We start from the raw sequence: 16069 nt of genomic DNA on the forward strand, positions 1-16069 counted from the left end.
GCCCGGCTCCGGTGCCTCGGCCCTCTGGCGCCGCGGCCCCCTCGAGTTGCTGGTGGGGCCGGGCCGGTTCGCGGCCTGGGCGCCGCTGGCGGAGCTGGGGCTGGCCACCGCCGGCACGGCCACCGAGCAGCTGGTGGGTCTGGGGGTGCCGGCCCTGTCGCTGCCAGGGCCCGGCCCCCAGTTCAAGGCCGGCTTCGCCCGCCGCCAGAGCCGGCTCCTGGGGGGAGCCGTGCTGCCGTGTCAGGACAGCGGACAGCTGCAGCGGCGGCTGATCGCCCTGCTCAACAACGACGGCGAGCGGGCCCGGCTGGGCCGCATCGGCCGGCGGCGCATGGGACCGGCCGGTGGCAGCGCGCGGCTGGCGGCCCTGATCCTCGAGCGCCTGATGCCGGGGTAGGGGGATGATGGGCTCGACCGCCCCCTCGTCCCCCGCACCGATGCCCGGCATCCCCGACCGCAGCTTCAACGCCGCCTGCGGTCATCTGGCCACCCAGCTGGGCATCAGCCTGGCGGCGGCCCGCCGGCGGGTGGAGATCCTGGCGGCCAAGGAAGGCCTGCGGGATACCGCCGCCAAGCTGGCCCTGGCCGAGCGGCTGCTGGAGGAGACCAGGGCCAGCGGCCTCGACCGGGGCCTGCTGTTCGACGGTCAGCTGCGCTCGGTGGGCGAGGACGACCTCTTCATGATCGAGGACTGAGGGCCGCTGCAGGCAGGACGCTCGGCGGGCGGCCCGGAGGGCCCCGCCAGCGCTCGCCGACTCAGTGCTCGAACACCTGGTTGAACCGTTGCCGGTCGAGGGCGGAGAACACCGGCACGCAGGCGAAACAGCGGCGGGCCAGCTCCCAGCGCTCCTCCCGGCGCAGCATCACCTCCAGCCGGTCACGGGCAGCCAGCAGCCAGCGCACGTCCCCGGCGGCGTAGGCCAGCTGGGTATCGCTGAGCTCCTCCACCCGGCCCCAGTCGGAGCTCTGGGCCTGCTTGTCGAGTTCCACCCCCACCAGCTCATTGACCACGTCCTTGAGGCCGTGGCGCGGGGCGTAGGTGCGGGCCAGGCGGCTGGCGACCTTGGTGCAGAAGATGGGGTCCACGGCGATGCCGAGGTTTTCCGCCAGCGCCGCCACATCGAAGCGGGCGAAGTGGAACACCTTCTCGATCGCCGGGTTCTCGCAGAGGGCCTTCAGCCGCGGCGCCTCCGTCTGCCCCCGCGCCAGCCGGATGCAGCAGACGTTGTCGGCGTCATCGCAGATCTGCACCAGGCAGAGGCGGTCGCGCCCGTGGATCAGCCCCATGGCCTCGGTATCGATCGCCAGGGCCCGGGCCTTTCCGTAGAGCTCCTGCCAGGTGGCGTCGAGGTCGTGGTCGAAGACGGCGAAACGGGCCGCCGGTCCGGGGCTGGCGCTGACGCTGACAGGGGTCTGGGCCATCGTGGGGCAGGAACTTTGGGGCCATCGTGGCCCAGCACGGACGCCGTCCGGGCCAGTCGGGCCAGAATGGGGGCCGCCAAGGCTCCGCCCCCATGCCCACCCTGGGTTCCACCCTCCTGCTCACCCTGCTGATGGCCGTCGGCCTGGTCTTCTTCCTCAGGGCCGCCAGCAAGGACCGCACCACGGTGGTGGACGTCCACTCCCCCCAGCCGCCGGTGCTGGTGCTCGAAGGCCTCTCCAACTGGCTCACGGCCCGGGGCTGGCAGACCGAAGCCGGCGACCCCGAGCGGCAGTTGCTGCGCTTCCGCGGCCAGGTGCGCTCCAGCCTGCCCCTTGCCCTGCTGCTCTCGCTGCTGGGCAGCGTGGGGGCCGCCTGCCTGGGCCTGGTGCTGCGCCAGGTGCTTCCCTCCCTCGGCTGGTGGCCCCTGCTGCTGGCCCTGGTGGGTCCGATGGCGGGTGTCGTCTACAGCCGGCGGGCGGCCAGGCCCGAGAGCCTGGAGCTGCGGCTGATGGATGGGGACAGCGGCGGCGGCAGCACCCTGCGCCTGCGGGCCCACCGCGACGAACTGATCGCCATCGAGCGAGAGCTCGGGCCCGCTCTCCAACTGGCCAGCGACGGCTCCCTGCTCTCCTCCCCGATCTGAGCCGATGCGTTGCCGTTCTGCCGCCTGGTTTGTGGGTCCAGCCCTTCTGTTCAGCAGCCTTGCCGGCCTGGCGGCACCCGCCCGCAGCGCTGAAGCCATGCCGATGGCCGGCCAGCTCCGGACATCAGCCCCGGCGCTGGCCGGCAGCGATCCGATCACCGGCCCCCGCAGCCACCTGAACCGGGACTGGATCGGCCTCCGCCCCGCCGAAGCGGACACCCCCATCCTGGTGCTGGCCGGCCATGCCGATTCCCAAGGGATCGCGGGGTCCGGCACCAGCGGCGCCGCGGTGGCCGCCGGGGCGCCGCCGATGTATCCGGGCATCAGCGACGAGCTCTACTGGAACATGGTCGTCGCCGAGGCGGTGGTGGCCCTGGGACAGCAGCGGGGGCTGCGCATCAGCACCTACCGCCCCCCCTTCCGCACGATCAGCGACGGCAACGATCCCGGCACCAACTGGAGTGTGGGCCGGCAGCATGCCGCCGCCGGCGGCTACGCCCTGGAGATCCACTTCGATGCCTGGGGCCCCGACGGCGTCGGATCGGGGCTGATCCCGCCGCTGCACCGGCCCTTCGGCCGCCTCGACGAAAGCCTGGCCGAGGCCTTCGGTGGCTTCCCCATGGCTTTCCGCGGCGGCCTGGGGGGACCCAGGCGTGGCATCGCCCTGCTCGAGGTGGGCAAGCTGGAAGGCCGGCTGGAGCGCTCCCTGCGCAACCCCGCCACCCGCCCCGACACGGTTCTTGCCATCGCCAACCGGATCGTGACGGCCCTTGAAGTCGGCCTGGGCCGCGGCCCCACCACCACCGCCCAGCCCCTCACCCCACAGCCTGGTGGGGTCGGCAGCGCTCTTCCAGGGAAGGGTCTTCAAGCCAGTTCTGGGGGCGAGTGAACAGGTCAGTGAGCAGGGCCTCCCGGCTGCCTTCGGCAGCCGTGTAGCCGTACTCCCAGCGCACCAGAGGTGGCAGCGACATCAGGATCGATTCAGTGCGGCCGTTGGTCTGCAGCCCGAAGATCGTGCCCCGATCGAACACCAGGTTGAACTCCACGTAGCGGCCGCGGCGGTAGAGCTGGAACTGGCGCTCCACCTCTCCCCAGGGCAGCCCGTGGCGGCGCTCCACGATCGGCACGTAGCTCGGCAGAAACGCGTTGCCGCAGGCCGAGGCCAGGGCAAACAACTGCTCCCAGTCCTGGTGCAGAGGGCCGACGGCCGTGCTGGCCGCCGCCGCAGGCCCCTCGGGGTCGCTGCCCTTGTAGAGCACCCCGCCTGGGTCCTGGTAGTCGTAGAAGATGCCGCCCACGCCCCGGGTCTCGCCGCGGTGCTTCAGGAAGAAGTACTCATCGCACCAGGGCTTGAACACCTTGTAATAGGCGGGATCCACCCCATCACAGGCCCCCTTGAGGGTGTGATGGAAATGGCGGGCATCCTCCAGGAAGGGGTAGTAGGGGGTGAGGTCGGCGCCACCGCCGAACCACCACACCGGCCCGGCTTCGAAGTAGCGGTAGTTGAGGTGCACCGTTGGCAGATAGGGACTGCGCGGATGCAGCACCATCGAGGTGCCGGTGGCGAACCAGCGGTGGCCCTCCGCTTCGGGGCGCTGGGACAGGATCGAGGGGGGCAGACGCTCGCCCTCCACTTCGGAGAAATTGACGCCGCCCTGCTCGAACACCCGGCCGTCCTTCATCACCCGGGAGCGGCCACCGCCGCCCTCCGGCCGCTCCCAGCTCTGTTCCTCGAAGCCACCCTCGCCGTCGAGGCTCGCCAGGCCGGCGCAGATCGAATCCTGCAGGCCCATCAGCAGGGCCTTGGCGCGGCTGCGGGAATCGGCAGGTGGCATCTCCATGGAACGGCAGCGCGGCGGTCGCGGAACATCCGCACACCTTTTCAGCCCGCCGGGGGGTCTCACAAGGGTTCGAGAGTCTCTGTCATGGGCTGCGGAAGTTCCGGGCGGCCGCCAGGGAAGCGCCAGTGCCGGCCCGACCGCCCCGGGGCACGGCCCCTAGGATCCCGGATCAGAACGCCTGTGACGTCGACGAATGGCCAGCGCCGACACCCTATTGAAGGCCCTGCAGGCGCTCCGCGATGCCGGCAGCGGCCGCAGCCTCGTGGAGCTCGGCTGGATCACCGATCTGCGTCACCAGGGCAGCCGGGCGGTGTTTCGCCTCGCCCTGCCAGGCTTCGCCGCGAGCCAGCGGGAGCGCATCGCCGCCGAGGCCCGCAGCGCCCTTCTGGCCGTGGAGGGGATCAACGACGTCCAGATCGAGCTGGCCCAGCCCGCCGCCGCCCCCTCGTCGGGGCCGATCGGCGCCGCCGGCCACGGCCCGGGCGGGGGCCAGCTGCCGGAACGCCAGGGCATCCCCGGCGTGCGCCAGGTGATCGCCGTCAGCAGCGGCAAAGGCGGTGTGGGCAAGAGCACCGTGGCGGTCAACCTGGCCTGTGCCCTGGCGGCCTCGGGCCTGCGGGTGGGCCTGCTCGATGCCGACATCTACGGCCCCAATGCCCCCACCATGCTCGGCGTGGCCGACCGCAGCCCCCAGGTGACGGGCAGCGGCAATGACCAGGTGCTGGAGCCGATCGAGAGCTGCGGCATTGTCATGGTGTCCATGGGCCTGCTGATCCAGGAGAACCAGCCGGTGGTCTGGCGCGGACCGATGCTCAACGGAATCATCCGCCAGTTCCTTTATCAGGTGAACTGGGGCGAGCGCGACGTGTTGGTGGTGGACCTGCCCCCCGGCACCGGCGACGCCCAGCTCACCTTGGCCCAGGCCGTGCCCATGGCCGGCGTGGTGATCGTCACCACACCCCAGCAGGTGTCTTTGCAGGACGCCCGCCGCGGCCTGGCGATGTTCCTGCAGATGGGGGTGACGGTGCTGGGGGTGGTGGAAAACATGACCGCCTTCATCCCCCCCGATCTGCCCGATCGCCGCTACGCCCTCTTCGGCAGCGGTGGTGGCCAGCTGCTGGCCGACGAGGCGGGCGTGCCCCTGCTGGCCCAGCTGCCGATGGAGATGCCCGTGCTCGAGGGCGGGGAGCGGGGCTGGCCTGTGGTGCTCTCGGCACCCACCTCCGCCAGCGGCCGCGCCTTCACTGAGCTTGCCGAGCGGCTGAGCGCCAGCTGCGCCCTCAGCCCGGCCCTCGCCTGAAGCGATGGCGGTTCTCAGCCCCCGGCGCGGTGGGTTCGCCGCCAAGGGGGCGAAGCGGCGTGGCTTCGGCTTCGATCCGATTCTGTGGGGCATCCCCACCGCCCTGATCCTGCTGGCGGGGATCCTGATCGCCAGCACCCAGCGCCAGCAGGCCACCACCGACTGGTACCAGCACTGGATCATCGCGGCGGTGGGGATGGTCGTGGCCCTGCTGCTGTCCCGGGTGCCCCTGGAGCGCATCGCCCGGTTCCAGTGGCCGATCTACATCCTGATGGTGGTGAGCCTGATCGCGGTGCGGATCATCGGGGTCAGCGCCCTCGGCGCCCAGAGCTGGATCAACATCGGTGGCTTCTACGTGCAGCCGTCGGAATTCGCCAAGGTGGCAGCCATCCTGCTGCTGGCAGGCGTGCTGTCGAAGTACCCGGTGGAACGGCCCATCGATCTGCTGCGGCCGGTGGGGATGATCAGCGTGCCCTGGCTGCTGGTGTTCGTGCAGCCGGATCTGGGCTCGTCGCTGGTCTTCGGTGCGGTGTTGCTGGTGATGCTGTTCTGGTCGGGCATGCCCGCCACCTGGTTGCTGCTGCTGCTCTCGCCGCTGTTCACCGCGATCATGGCCGGCACCGTGCCCTGGTTGCTGGTGGCCTGGATCCCCCTGATGGGGTGGGTGGCCTGGCGCTCCCTGCCCTGGAAGGGGATCGGCCTGGCGCTGGTGCTGGCCGTCCAGGGACTGTTCGCCGTGGGGACGCCCTGGCTGTGGGAGCACGGGCTGCGGCCGCACCAGCGCGCCCGGCTCACCCTGTTCCTCGATCCGGCCCAGGATCCCCTCGGCGGTGGTTACCACCTGCTGCAGAGCACCGTGGGGATCGGCTCCGGCCAGCTCTGGGGCACCGGCCTGATGAACGGATCACTGACCAAGCTGCGCTTCATCCCTGAGCAGCACACCGATTTCATCTTCAGTGCCCTGGGGGAGGAAACCGGATTCATCGGCTCGATGCTGGTGGTGGTGGGCTTTGTGGTGCTGATCTGGCGCCTGCTGCAGATCGCCGGTCGGGCCAGCAGCGACTACGAATCGCTCGTGGTGGTGGGGATCGGCGCCATGCTGATGTTTCAGGTGGTGGTGAACGTCAACATGACCATCGGCCTCGGACCGATCACCGGCATTCCCCTTCCTTTCCTGAGCTACGGCCGGTCGGCCATGCTCGTCAACTGCATCAGCCTCGGGCTCTGTGCCTCCGTGGCCAGGCGCAGCCGCAGCCTGCGGCGATGGTGGTGAGCCTGGGGGAACTTCGTTTACTGCTGGCGGACGGCGTGCCGGCGGGGCGAGGGGACGAAGACAGTGTCAGGCGTCAGTGGTGGGCCGCCCTGGCCACCGTGCAGGCGGATCTGCTCGGGGCCGCCCCTCCCCAGCCCGGCGTCTGGCTGGCGGCCCCCCTGCCGGCCCTCTACGAGCCCTCCCTGCTGGAGTGGATGGACGGCTGGGTCTGGACACCGGTGGAGGTGGGCAACCTGATGCCATCGGGGCTGCCACTGCTGCCCGGCCTGCCGCCCCCTCCGGGAACCGCTCCCCGGGGGACAGCCGGACGGCCGGGGGGCTTCCGGCGCCTCAGCCTGCGCCAGGACGACGGCACTGATCCGCTGCTGGTGCTGATCACGCCGGTGCTGCAGGTGGCCCTGGCCCTCGATGGTCCCCCGCAGGCGCGGCGGCTGGTGGTGCGCTTCGAGGCCTCGATCCTCTCGGCCGCCCTGGAACTGCTCGATCGGCGCCTGGCCCAGGACGATCCGGCCGAGGGCCTGGGACTGCGCCGCCGGCTGCAGATGCTGGGCCCGCTCCGCAACGCGCCCGATCTGGGCACCCGCTTCTGGCCCCTGCTGGCCCAGCGGCTGGCGGCGATGGCCCCCAGCGTCACCCTGCAGCCGCTGGTGCACGGGGAGAAACGGAGTGAGGGCAACGGCAACGACGCCGTGAGCAGCGAGCTGGCCCTGCTCGAGGCCCTCACCCATGAGGTGCGAACCCCTCTGGCCACGATCCGCACCCTGATCCGCTCCCTGCTGCGCCGCACCGACCTGCCGGCGGTGGTGCGCCAGCGGCTGGAGCAGATCGACAGCGAATGCAGCGAACAGATCGACCGCTTCGGACTGATCTTCCTGGCGGCGGAACTGCAGCGCCAGCCCGGCAGTGGCCAGCCCCTGAGCGACAGCGAACTGGCCCGGACGGACCTGAGCCGGCTTCTTTATCAACTGGAGGCGCTGTGGCAACGCCAGCTGGGCCGGCGGGACCTCAAGCTCGTGCTCGAGATCGCCGCCGACCTGCCGCCGGTGATGAGCGATCCCAGCCGACTCGAAACCATGCTCGGCGGGCTGATGGACCGGTTCAGCCGCAGCCTGCCCAGTGGCAGCGAGGTGCGGCTGCGGCTGCTGCCGGCGGGGTCGCGGTTGAAACTGCAGCTCAGCAGTGACGACCCCGAGAGCCGTGAGGCCGACGGGCTGGCGGCCGCCGTGCCGATGCCGGTGGGGCCGGTGCTGAGCTGGAATCCGCAGACCGGCAGCCTGCAGCTGAGCCGCCAGGCCACCCAGCGGCTCTTCCACCGCCTGGGGGGCCGGCTCACCGAGCGGGGCGGCAGCAACCTGACCGTCTTCTTCCCTGCCGCCGAGCGCAGCGGCTGAGGGGATGGGCCCCGGGTGGGCCGCGTTTGTTGACGGGTGTGAAGAGTCCCCCGGGGGCGCCGGGAAGGCGAAAAACACGGTGCTAGTTTCCGCCTGAAACGGTCTGCAAGTCATGCCTGATACGGCCCTCCACGGTCAACTCCCGAAGTCCATCGGCAGCACCGGTGGCTTGCTGAACTCGGCCGAAACCGAGGAGAAGTACGCCATCACCTGGAGCAGCTCCAAGGCCCAGGCGTTCGAACTCCCCACCGGCGGTGCCGCGGAGATGAACGAAGGGGACAACCTCATGTACTTCGCCCGCAAGGAGCAGTGCCTGGCCCTCGGCACCCAGCTGCGCACCAAGTTCAAGCCCCGGATCGAGGACTACAAGATCTACCGGATCTACCCCGGCGGCGACACCGAATTCCTGCATCCCAAGGACGGCGTCTTCCCCGAGAAGGTCAACGAAGGCCGCGCCATGGTGGGCCACACCCCCCGCAGCATCGGCGCCAACCCCAACCCCGCCAGCCTCAAGTTCAGCGGCAAGGCCACCCACGAAGCCTGAGCCTCACCGGCCAGCACCTATAACGGCGGGGCCGAGAGCCCCGTTTTTTTTGCCTGCCTGTCGCCGTGATGCCCGGTTCTGATCGCAGCGCCTTCCTCGCCCGGATCGCCGGTGGGGAAGCAGGTGCTGACTTGGCCGTCAATCTTCTGCCCCTCAAGAAGTGCTGGCCCGCCGACCTGGAGACGCCCCTGACCACCTGGCTGAAGGTGGGGGCGGGCAGCAGCCATGGCGTGCTGCTGGAGTCGGTGGAGGGGGGTGAGCAGCTGGGCCGCTGGAGCTACGTCGTCAGCGACCCGCTCTGGACCCTCACCTGCCGCGGCGACCGGGGCGAACGCTGCTGGCGGGATGGCCGCAGCGAACAGCTCCAGGGCAATCCCTTCAGCCTGCTGCGGGACGCCCTGGCGCCGTTGCGGCCCGGCCCGGTGGAGGGCCTGCCGAAGGTGGCCCAACTGTTCGGCTTCTGGGGCTACGAGCTGATCCAGTGGATCGAGTCCAGCGTGCCGGTGCACGACGCCGCCGAGGGGGCTCCACCCGATGGCTGCTGGATGCTGGCCGACAGCCTGCTGGTGTTCGACCAGGTGAAGCGCCAGATCACGGCCGTGGCCTACGTGGATCTCTCGGGCGGAGCCGATCCCGGCGAGGCCTACGAGCGGGCAGAGGCGCGCATCGAGGCCCTCGAGGCCCGGATGCACGCCCCGTTGCCGTCGCACGTGAAACCGCTGGCCTGGCACGAGGCGAGTGGCACCGAGCTGGCCACCAGCAGCAACCGCAGCCAGGCCGACTTCGAAGCCGCCGTTGCCACGGCGGCCGAGCACATCGCCGCCGGCGACGTGTTCCAGCTGGTGCTGAGCCAGCGGCTGGAAACCCGGGTGAGCCACGATCCCTTCGAGCTTTACCGCAGCCTGCGGATGGTGAATCCCTCGCCCTACATGGCATTCTTCAACTTCGGCGACTGGCATCTGATCGGCTCCAGCCCCGAAGTGATGGTGAAGGCGGAGCCCTGCGCCGAAGGGGTGAAGGCCTCCTTGCGGCCCATTGCCGGCACCCGCCCGCGCGGCGAGGATGCCCGGCGGGATGCGGCCCTGGCCGAGGAACTGCTGGCCGATCCCAAGGAGCGCGCCGAGCACGTGATGCTGGTCGACCTGGGCCGCAACGACTTGGGCCGGGTCTGCCGCGCCGGCACGGTGCAGGTCACCGAGCTGATGGTGATCGAGAAGTACTCCCACGTGATGCACATCGTCAGCGAGGTGGAAGGGCTGCTGACCGAGGATCACGACATCTGGGACCTGCTGATGGCGTCCTTCCCGGCCGGCACGGTGAGCGGAGCGCCCAAGATCCGCGCCATGCAGCTGATCCATGCCCTCGAACCGGATGCCCGTGGGCCCTACTCGGGGGTCTATGGGGCCGTGGATCTGGCCGGGGCGCTAAACACGGCGATCACGATCCGCACCATGGTGGTGCGGCCCCACCCCGACGGCGGCTGGCGGGTGCAGGTCCAGGCCGGGGCAGGGATCGTGGCCGATTCCCGGCCGGAGGCGGAGTACGAGGAAACCCGCAACAAGGCGCGCGGGATGCTCAAGGCCCTCGCCTGCCTGGAGCCGGCCGGGGCCCGTGCGTCGGACGCCACGCCATGAGCGCTCCCCTGCTGCTCAAGGGCTTCGAAGTGGAGATGTACACCGGCCGGGCCGACGGCACGGTGGTGGGCTGCTCGGCCGAAGCGGCCGCCGCGCTGGCGGGCTTCATGACCGAACCAGATCTGCGCAACCTGGAGTACGTCACCCCACCCGAGGCCTCCTACACCGCCCAGCTGGAGCTGCTGCTGGAGCCGCGCCGTCGCCTGCGCCGCTGGCTCCAGCCCCGCCAGCTGACCCTGCTGCCGGGCAGCACCCTGAGCCTGGGGGACAGCCACCGCTTCGAGCGCTCCGACCCCGAAAACCCTTACCACGCCTACATCGAAGCCACCTACGGCACCCGGGTCGTGACCGCCAGCGTCCACATCAACCTGGGGCTGACGGACATGGATGCCCTGTTCGCCGGCCTGCGCCTGTTGCGCTGCGAGGCGTCCCTGCTGCTGGCCCTCAGCGCCAGCTCCCCCTTCCTGGACGGGGTGGTCACCGGGGCCCACTCCCAGCGCTGGCTGCAGTTTCCGATCACCCCGCCCCAGGTGCCCCTGTTCCGCGACCATGCCCACTACATCCACTGGATGGAGGAGCAACTGGCCGCCGGGGCGATGCGCAATGTGCGCCACCTGTGGACCTCGGTGCGCCCCAACGGTGACGACCGGCCCCATGGCCTCAACCGCCTGGAGATCCGCATCTGCGACCTGATTGATGACCCGCTGCTGCTGCTGGCGGTCACCGCCTTCACGGAACTGCGCCTGCAGCTGCTGCTTGGGGATCCCCAGGGCCAGGATCCACTGCTCGCCAGCCGGCTCGCCGCAGGCGAACTCGAAGCCATCGCCGATGCCAACGACCGGGCGGTGGCCCGCTCCAGCCTTGAGGCCCAGCTTGTGCACTGGCGCACCGGAGAGACGGTCGAAGCCCGCGTCTGGATCGCCGCCGAGCTGGAGACCATGGCACCGCTGGCGGCAGAGCTGGGGCTGGAGCGCTGGTTGGCGCCGCTCCATGAGCTGCTCAGCACGGGCAACCAGGCGATGCGTTGGCTCGCCCGTGAACGGCGCGGCGAAACGATCAGTGCGATCATCGGCAGCGAGGCCGTGGCTCTCGAGGCACGGGAGAAGGCCCTGGACGCATGGCTGGCAACAGAAGCCGCCCAGGTTCCTGGAGGATCATGAACAGCACCCCCGCGTCCACCGCCCCCATGCGGCTCCACCTGACCGAACCATCGGTCGTTCCCGCCGAGGCCTCCCCCGGGGTGATCCGGCTGCTCACCGAGCGGCTCGAACTGGTGGAGGATCTCTGGCAGACGGTGCTGCGCAGCGAATGCCCCCCCGAGCAGGTGGAACGCCTGCTCAGGCTCAAGGAACTGAGCGGTCCGGTGGCACCGGGTCTTGATCCGGAGGCCTCCTCCGCCGTCGACACCGACGGCATCGTGGCGCTGATCAAGGCGATGGATCTGGCCGAGGGCATCGCCGCGGCCCGGGCCTTTTCCCTGTACTTCCAGCTCGTCAACATCCTCGAGCAGCACATCGAGGAGGACAGCTACCTCGAAAGCATCAAACGGGCCCCCGCCCCCGCCAGCAACGACCCCTTCCTGCCGGCCCTGGCCAGCCAGAGCGATCCGGCCACCTTCCGCCAGCTGTTCGAGCGCCTACGGGCCCTGAACGTGCCGCCGGGCCAGCTCGAGAACCTGCTGCGGGAGCTCGACATCCGGTTGGTGTTCACCGCCCACCCCACCGAGATCGTGCGCCACACCGTGCGGCACAAGCAGCGGCGGGTGGCGGCCTTGATCCAGAAGCTGCAGGTGAACGGCCAGGGCAATCCGGACGACAACGACAGGCTGCGCCAGCAGCTGGAGGAGGAGATCCGGCTGTGGTGGCGCACCGATGAGCTGCACCAGTTCAAGCCGTCGGTGATCGACGAGGTGGACTATGCCTTGCACTACTTCCAGCAGGTGCTTTTCGACGCCCTTCCCCAGCTGCGTCAGCGCATCCGCGCCGCCCTGGCGGCCAGCTACCCCGACGTGCAGCCCCCCCGGGACGCCTTCTGCACCTTCGGCTCCTGGGTGGGCTCCGACCGGGACGGCAACCCCTCGGTGACGCCGGATGTGACCTGGCGCACGGCCTGCTTCCAGCGGCAGATGATGCTCGCCCGCTACATCCAGGCGGTGTCGATCCTGCGCGACCAGCTCAGCATCTCGATGCAGTGGAGCCAGGTGAGCGCCGCCCTGCTGGAATCCCTGGAGATGGACCGGCTGCGCTTCCCGGAGATCTACGAGGAACGGGCCGCCCGCTACCGGCTCGAGCCCTACCGGCTCAAGCTGAGCTACACCCTCGAGCGGCTGCGGCTCACCCAGCAGCGCAACCAGCAGCTGGCCGAGGCGGGCTGGGAATCCCCCTGTGACGGCTCCTCCGGCCACGAAGCCGGCCTTACCAGCCTGATGGAGCCGGCCCCACCCCAGGAGCTCCACTACGCGTCAGTGGAGGAGTTCCGCACCGACCTGGAGCTGATCAAGGAAAGCCTCGATGCCACCGGCCTGAGCTGTGAAGCCCTGCAGGACCTGCTCAGCCAGGTGCACATCTTCGCCTTCTCCCTGGCCAGCCTGGACATCCGCCAGGAGAGCACCCGCCACAGCGACGCCATCGACGAACTCAGCCGTTACCTGCTGCTGCCTGTGCCCTACGGGGAGATGGACGAGGAGCAACGAGTGGAGTGGCTGCTGAACGAGCTCAAGACCCGCCGGCCCCTGTTGCCGCCCGCGGCCCGCTGGAGCGCCCCCACCGCCGAGACCTTCGCCGTGTTCCGGATGCTGCAGCGGCTGCAGCAGGAGTTCGGCCGGCGCATCTGCCGGACCTACGTGATCTCCATGAGTCACACGGTGTCCGACCTGCTGGAGGTGGTGCTGCTGGCCAAGGAGGCGGGGCTGGTGGATCCGATGGCCCAGAAGTCGGCCCTGCTGGTGATCCCCCTGTTCGAGACGGTGGAAGACCTGCAGGGGGCCCCGGCGGTGATGGGACGCCTGTTCGCCGACCCCTTCTACCGCCAGCTGCTGATCAGCAACAGCGACGGCGAGCAGCCCCTGCAGGAAGTGATGCTGGGCTACTCCGACAGCAACAAGGATTCCGGCTTCCTCTCCAGCAACTGGGAGATCCACCGGGCCCAGATCGCGCTGCAGTCGCTCGCCGATGCCCACGACGTCGCCCTGCGCATCTTCCACGGCCGGGGCGGCTCGGTGGGACGGGGTGGCGGCCCCGCCTACCAGGCGATCCTGGCCCAGCCCAGCGGCACCCTCAAAGGTCGCATCAAGATCACCGAGCAGGGGGAGGTGCTGGCCTCCAAGTACTCCCTGCCCGAACTGGCCCTCTACAACCTCGAGACGGTCACCACCGCCGTGCTGCAGAACAGCATGGTGAGCACCCCGGTGGACGACACCCCCACCTGGAACGTGCTGATGGAGCGGCTCGCGGCCCGCTCCCGCGACCACTACCGGGCCCTGGTGCACGACAACCCCGACCTGGTGGCCTTCTTCCAGCAGGTGACACCGATCGAGGAGATCAGCAAGCTGCAGATCTCCAGCCGGCCGGCACGGCGGAAGAGCGGCGCCAAGGATCTCTCCAGCCTGCGGGCCATCCCGTGGGTGTTCGGCTGGACCCAGAGCCGCTTCCTGCTGCCCAGCTGGTATGGGGTGGGCACGGCCCTCCAGGCCGAACTCGATGCCGACGGTGAGCAGATGGAGCTGCTGCAGTTGCTCTACCAACGCTGGCCGTTCTTCCGCATGCTGATCTCCAAGGTGGAGATGACCCTCTCCAAGGTCGACCTGGAGCTGGCCGGCCATTACGTCACCTCCCTGGGCCGTCCCCAGAACAAGGTGGTGTTCGAGCAGATCTTCGCGTCGATCGCCAGCGAGTTCGCCCTCACCCATGCCCTGGTGCTGCGCATCAGCAACCACAGCCGGCTCCTCGACGGCGACCCGGCCCTGCAGCTGTCGGTTGACCTGCGCAACCGCACCATCATCCCCCTGGGCTACCTGCAGGTGGCACTGCTGCGCCGGCTGCGGGAGCAGAAGCGGCAACCGCCGATGAGCGAGGGGCCGAGCGAAGGGCCGGGCGGCTCTGGCGACGGCCGCACCTACAGCCGCAGCGAACTGTTGCGCGGCGCTTTGCTTACCATCAACGGCATCGCCGCAGGCATGCGCAACACGGGCTGATCCCCTGAACTCTCTGTTGATCCCCTTCCGCAGCCAGCCCCCCACCCCACGCCTGCGGGAGGGCTATGCGCTGCTGCATCAGCACGACCCCGAACCGTCCGGCCTCAACCGCCTGCTGGAGGCCTGCGGCGATGGCCCCCGCAGCACCGAACGCTGGCAGAGGGTGCTGGCGCGCAGCGCCTGGCATCTGGTGGTGCTCAACCCCGGGGGCCAGCTGGTGGGCTTCGTGCGCGCCACCAGTGACCAGGCCCTCAACGCCAACCTCTGGGACCTGGTGGCCGATCCGGCCGACCCCTGCCGGGACGAGGTGATCGGGTCCCTGGTGCAGGCCGCCCTGGCCCGCCTGCGGCGGGAACTGAGCGGCTGCAGCATCTCCCTTTCTGCCCCGCCCGAAGCCCTTGAGGCCCTCACCCGGGCGGGGTTCGTGGTGGATCCCGGCGGCATCCGGGCCATGGGCCTGGACCTTCGGCCCGACGCCAACGGGTGAAGGAGACCTTTGGGCGGGGCTGACGAGCATGGAGGGACTCGAACCCCCGACATTCAGAACCGGAATCTGACGCTCTATCCAACTGAGCTACATGCCCTGCCACGGCGGTAGGGGCCCCACAGGACCCCCGCCTCCGATGGCGGTACCTTAGCGGCTGATCGCCCCAGAACCATCCGGCTGCACCGCCTGGACCTCCGGTATTTCCGCAACATCGACGGCCTGCAGCTGACGCTGGAGGCGCCCCGCCTGCTCGTCATCGGCAGCAATGGCCAGGGAAAGTCGAACCTGCTGGAAGGGGTGGAACTGCTCACCAGCCTGCGCTCGCACCGCTGCAGCGTCGACCGGGACCTGATCAGCCACGGCCACCCCTGCAGCCGCCTGGGCGCCCTCACCGACGAGGCCGACAGCCTGCAGCTGGAGCTGCGCCGCAGTGGTGGCCGCCAGGCGTTCCGCAACGGCAAACGGCTCGAACGGCAGCTCGACCTGATCGGCCCCCTCCGCTGCGTCGGCTTCAGCGCCCTCGACCTCGACCTGGTGCGGGGGGAGCCCGCCCTGCGGCGCCAGTGGCTGGACCGGGTGGTGCTGCAGCTCGAACCGGTCTACGGCGCCTTGCTGAGCCGCTATGGACGCCTGCTGCGGCAGCGCAGCCAGCTGCTGCGCCGGGGACTGGCGGCGGGTCAGCGGCAGGAGCTGCTGGATGCCTTCGATCAGCAGATGGCCCTGGTCGGCGCCCGCCTGCACCGGCGGCGCCAGCGGGCCCTGCGGCGCCTGGAGCCGCTGGCGGTGGCCTGGCAGCAGCGCATCGGCGGGGCCGCCGAACCCCTCCAGCTCGCGTACATCAGCGGCACCCTGTTGGCCGACGCCAGCGACGAGGAGGGACCCTGGCGGGAGGCCTTGGCGGAACAGCTGCGCCAGCAGCGGACCGAGGAGGAACGGCTGGGCCAGTGCCAGGTGGGTCCCCACCGGGACGAGGTGGCGCTGCTGATCGGCGGCCAGGCCGCGCGGCGCTACGGCTCCGCCGGCCAGCAGCGCACCCTGGTGCTGGCCCTGAAGCTGGGGGAGCTGGACCTGGTGGGCCAGGTGGTGGGTCAGCCACCGCTGCTGCTGCTCGACGACGTGCTGGCCGAGCTTGACCCGGGGCGCCAACAACTATTGCTGGAGGCGGTGGGTGACGGCCACCAGTGCCTGGTGAGTGCCACCCATCTGGAGGCCTTCAGCAACGGCTGGCGGGCCCAGAGCCAGGTGGTGGAACTGCACGGCGGCGCCCTGGTGGTCTGAGGCCCGATCTCCCTGTCGCCGCAGGCGACCTGGCGAACCACTGATCCGCGCTCTGGCGCGTAT

At 70.2% G+C, this 16069-nt stretch carries 14 protein-coding genes, 1 tRNA gene and 1 pseudogene; 13 read left to right on the forward strand and 3 right to left on the reverse strand.

Annotated elements, in window-relative coordinates:
• Positions 1–397, forward strand: a pseudogene (locus KQ305_RS03240) (sugar synthetase); the annotation flags it as partial.
• Positions 398–437: 40 nt separating this feature from the next.
• The gene (locus KQ305_RS03245; protein WP_259724004.1) at positions 438–695 is read left to right on the forward strand and encodes a hypothetical protein; all 258 of its coding nucleotides are present in this window, start codon (positions 438–440) and stop codon (positions 693–695) included.
• Positions 696–756: 61 nt separating this feature from the next.
• On the opposite strand, the gene KQ305_RS03250 is transcribed toward KQ305_RS03245, so the two are convergent.
• Positions 757–1422, reverse strand: a complete 666-nt coding sequence (locus KQ305_RS03250) for a ribonuclease D (RefSeq protein WP_259724005.1) — start codon at positions 1420–1422, stop codon at positions 757–759.
• Between the two features lie 92 nt (positions 1423–1514).
• On the opposite strand from KQ305_RS03250, the gene KQ305_RS03255 reads away from it, so the two are divergent.
• Positions 1515–2066 (forward strand): cofactor assembly of complex C subunit B, encoded by a 552-nt coding sequence (locus KQ305_RS03255; RefSeq protein WP_259724006.1) that lies wholly within the window; start codon positions 1515–1517, stop codon positions 2064–2066.
• A gap of 31 nt (positions 2067–2097) precedes the next feature.
• A complete protein-coding gene (locus tag KQ305_RS03260; protein WP_259724007.1) occupies positions 2098–2955 on the forward strand; it encodes a dehydrogenase in 858 nt (285 codons plus the stop codon).
• Here KQ305_RS03260 and hemF read toward each other — a convergent pair.
• Positions 2882–3907, reverse strand: a complete 1026-nt coding sequence (gene hemF / locus KQ305_RS03265; protein ID WP_259724008.1) for an oxygen-dependent coproporphyrinogen oxidase — start codon at positions 3905–3907, stop codon at positions 2882–2884. The genes KQ305_RS03260 and hemF overlap by 74 nt on opposite strands.
• 193 nt (positions 3908–4100) lie before the next feature.
• Between hemF and KQ305_RS03270 the strand changes: the two genes are divergently transcribed.
• From KQ305_RS03270 to KQ305_RS03305, 8 genes are all read left to right on the forward strand, one after another.
• Positions 4101–5207, forward strand: a complete 1107-nt coding sequence (locus KQ305_RS03270; RefSeq protein WP_259724009.1) for an Mrp/NBP35 family ATP-binding protein — start codon at positions 4101–4103, stop codon at positions 5205–5207.
• Positions 5208–5211: 4 nt separating this feature from the next.
• Positions 5212–6480: a rod shape-determining protein RodA gene (rodA, locus tag KQ305_RS03275; RefSeq protein ID WP_259724010.1), complete on the forward strand. Its 1269-nt coding sequence runs from the start codon at positions 5212–5214 to the stop codon at positions 6478–6480.
• On the forward strand, positions 6471–7871 hold the full coding sequence (locus tag KQ305_RS03280; RefSeq protein WP_259724011.1) for a sensor histidine kinase KdpD: 1401 nt from the start codon (positions 6471–6473) through the stop codon (positions 7869–7871). Before rodA ends, KQ305_RS03280 begins: the two co-directional genes overlap by 10 nt.
• Before the next feature lie 112 nt (positions 7872–7983).
• Positions 7984–8415 (forward strand): photosystem I reaction center subunit II PsaD, encoded by a 432-nt coding sequence (locus tag KQ305_RS03285; protein WP_254945691.1) that lies wholly within the window; start codon positions 7984–7986, stop codon positions 8413–8415.
• A 68-nt stretch (positions 8416–8483) separates the two neighbouring features.
• A complete protein-coding gene (locus tag KQ305_RS03290; protein ID WP_259724012.1) occupies positions 8484–10049 on the forward strand; it encodes an anthranilate synthase component I family protein in 1566 nt (521 codons plus the stop codon).
• The gene (gene gshA, locus KQ305_RS03295) at positions 10046–11209 is read left to right on the forward strand and encodes a glutamate--cysteine ligase (RefSeq protein ID WP_259724013.1); all 1164 of its coding nucleotides are present in this window, start codon (positions 10046–10048) and stop codon (positions 11207–11209) included. The genes KQ305_RS03290 and gshA overlap by 4 nt, the downstream gene beginning before the upstream one ends.
• A 26-nt stretch (positions 11210–11235) precedes the next feature.
• The gene (gene ppc, locus KQ305_RS03300; RefSeq protein WP_259724046.1) at positions 11236–14241 is read left to right on the forward strand and encodes a phosphoenolpyruvate carboxylase; all 3006 of its coding nucleotides are present in this window, start codon (positions 11236–11238) and stop codon (positions 14239–14241) included.
• A 16-nt stretch (positions 14242–14257) separates the two neighbouring features.
• The gene (locus KQ305_RS03305) at positions 14258–14728 is read left to right on the forward strand and encodes an N-acetyltransferase (RefSeq protein ID WP_259724014.1); all 471 of its coding nucleotides are present in this window, start codon (positions 14258–14260) and stop codon (positions 14726–14728) included.
• Positions 14729–14751: 23 nt separating this feature from the next.
• On the opposite strand, the gene KQ305_RS03310 is transcribed toward KQ305_RS03305, so the two are convergent.
• Positions 14752–14825: transfer RNA gene (locus tag KQ305_RS03310), tRNA-Arg, on the reverse strand.
• Positions 14826–14914: 89 nt separating this feature from the next.
• Between KQ305_RS03310 and recF the strand changes: the two genes are divergently transcribed.
• A complete protein-coding gene (gene recF, locus KQ305_RS03315; RefSeq protein ID WP_259724047.1) occupies positions 14915–16006 on the forward strand; it encodes a DNA replication/repair protein RecF in 1092 nt (363 codons plus the stop codon).
• Positions 16007–16069 lie beyond the last annotated feature (63 nt).

It is taken from the genome of Synechococcus sp. CS-1332 (assembly GCF_025127995.1).
In the GTDB taxonomy this organism is placed as follows: domain Bacteria; phylum Cyanobacteriota; class Cyanobacteriia; order PCC-6307; family Cyanobiaceae; genus Cyanobium.

Excerpts from the sequence above, each read along its gene's own strand:
- KQ305_RS03245 (WP_259724004.1), top strand. The coding sequence starts at position 438 with ATGCCCGGCATCCCCGACCGCAGCTTCAACGCCGCCTGCGGTCATCTG.
- KQ305_RS03250 (WP_259724005.1), bottom strand. The coding sequence starts at position 1,422 with ATGGCCCAGACCCCTGTCAGCGTCAGCGCCAGCCCCGGACCGGCGGCC.
- KQ305_RS03255 (WP_259724006.1), top strand. The coding sequence starts at position 1,515 with ATGCCCACCCTGGGTTCCACCCTCCTGCTCACCCTGCTGATGGCCGTC.
- hemF (WP_259724008.1), bottom strand. The coding sequence starts at position 3,907 with ATGGAGATGCCACCTGCCGATTCCCGCAGCCGCGCCAAGGCCCTGCTG.
- KQ305_RS03270 (WP_259724009.1), top strand. The coding sequence starts at position 4,101 with ATGGCCAGCGCCGACACCCTATTGAAGGCCCTGCAGGCGCTCCGCGAT.
- rodA (WP_259724010.1), top strand. The coding sequence starts at position 5,212 with ATGGCGGTTCTCAGCCCCCGGCGCGGTGGGTTCGCCGCCAAGGGGGCG.
- KQ305_RS03280 (WP_259724011.1), top strand. The coding sequence starts at position 6,471 with ATGGTGGTGAGCCTGGGGGAACTTCGTTTACTGCTGGCGGACGGCGTG.
- KQ305_RS03285 (WP_254945691.1), top strand. The coding sequence starts at position 7,984 with ATGCCTGATACGGCCCTCCACGGTCAACTCCCGAAGTCCATCGGCAGC.
- KQ305_RS03290 (WP_259724012.1), top strand. The coding sequence starts at position 8,484 with ATGCCCGGTTCTGATCGCAGCGCCTTCCTCGCCCGGATCGCCGGTGGG.
- gshA (WP_259724013.1), top strand. The coding sequence starts at position 10,046 with ATGAGCGCTCCCCTGCTGCTCAAGGGCTTCGAAGTGGAGATGTACACC.
- ppc (WP_259724046.1), top strand. The coding sequence starts at position 11,236 with ATGCGGCTCCACCTGACCGAACCATCGGTCGTTCCCGCCGAGGCCTCC.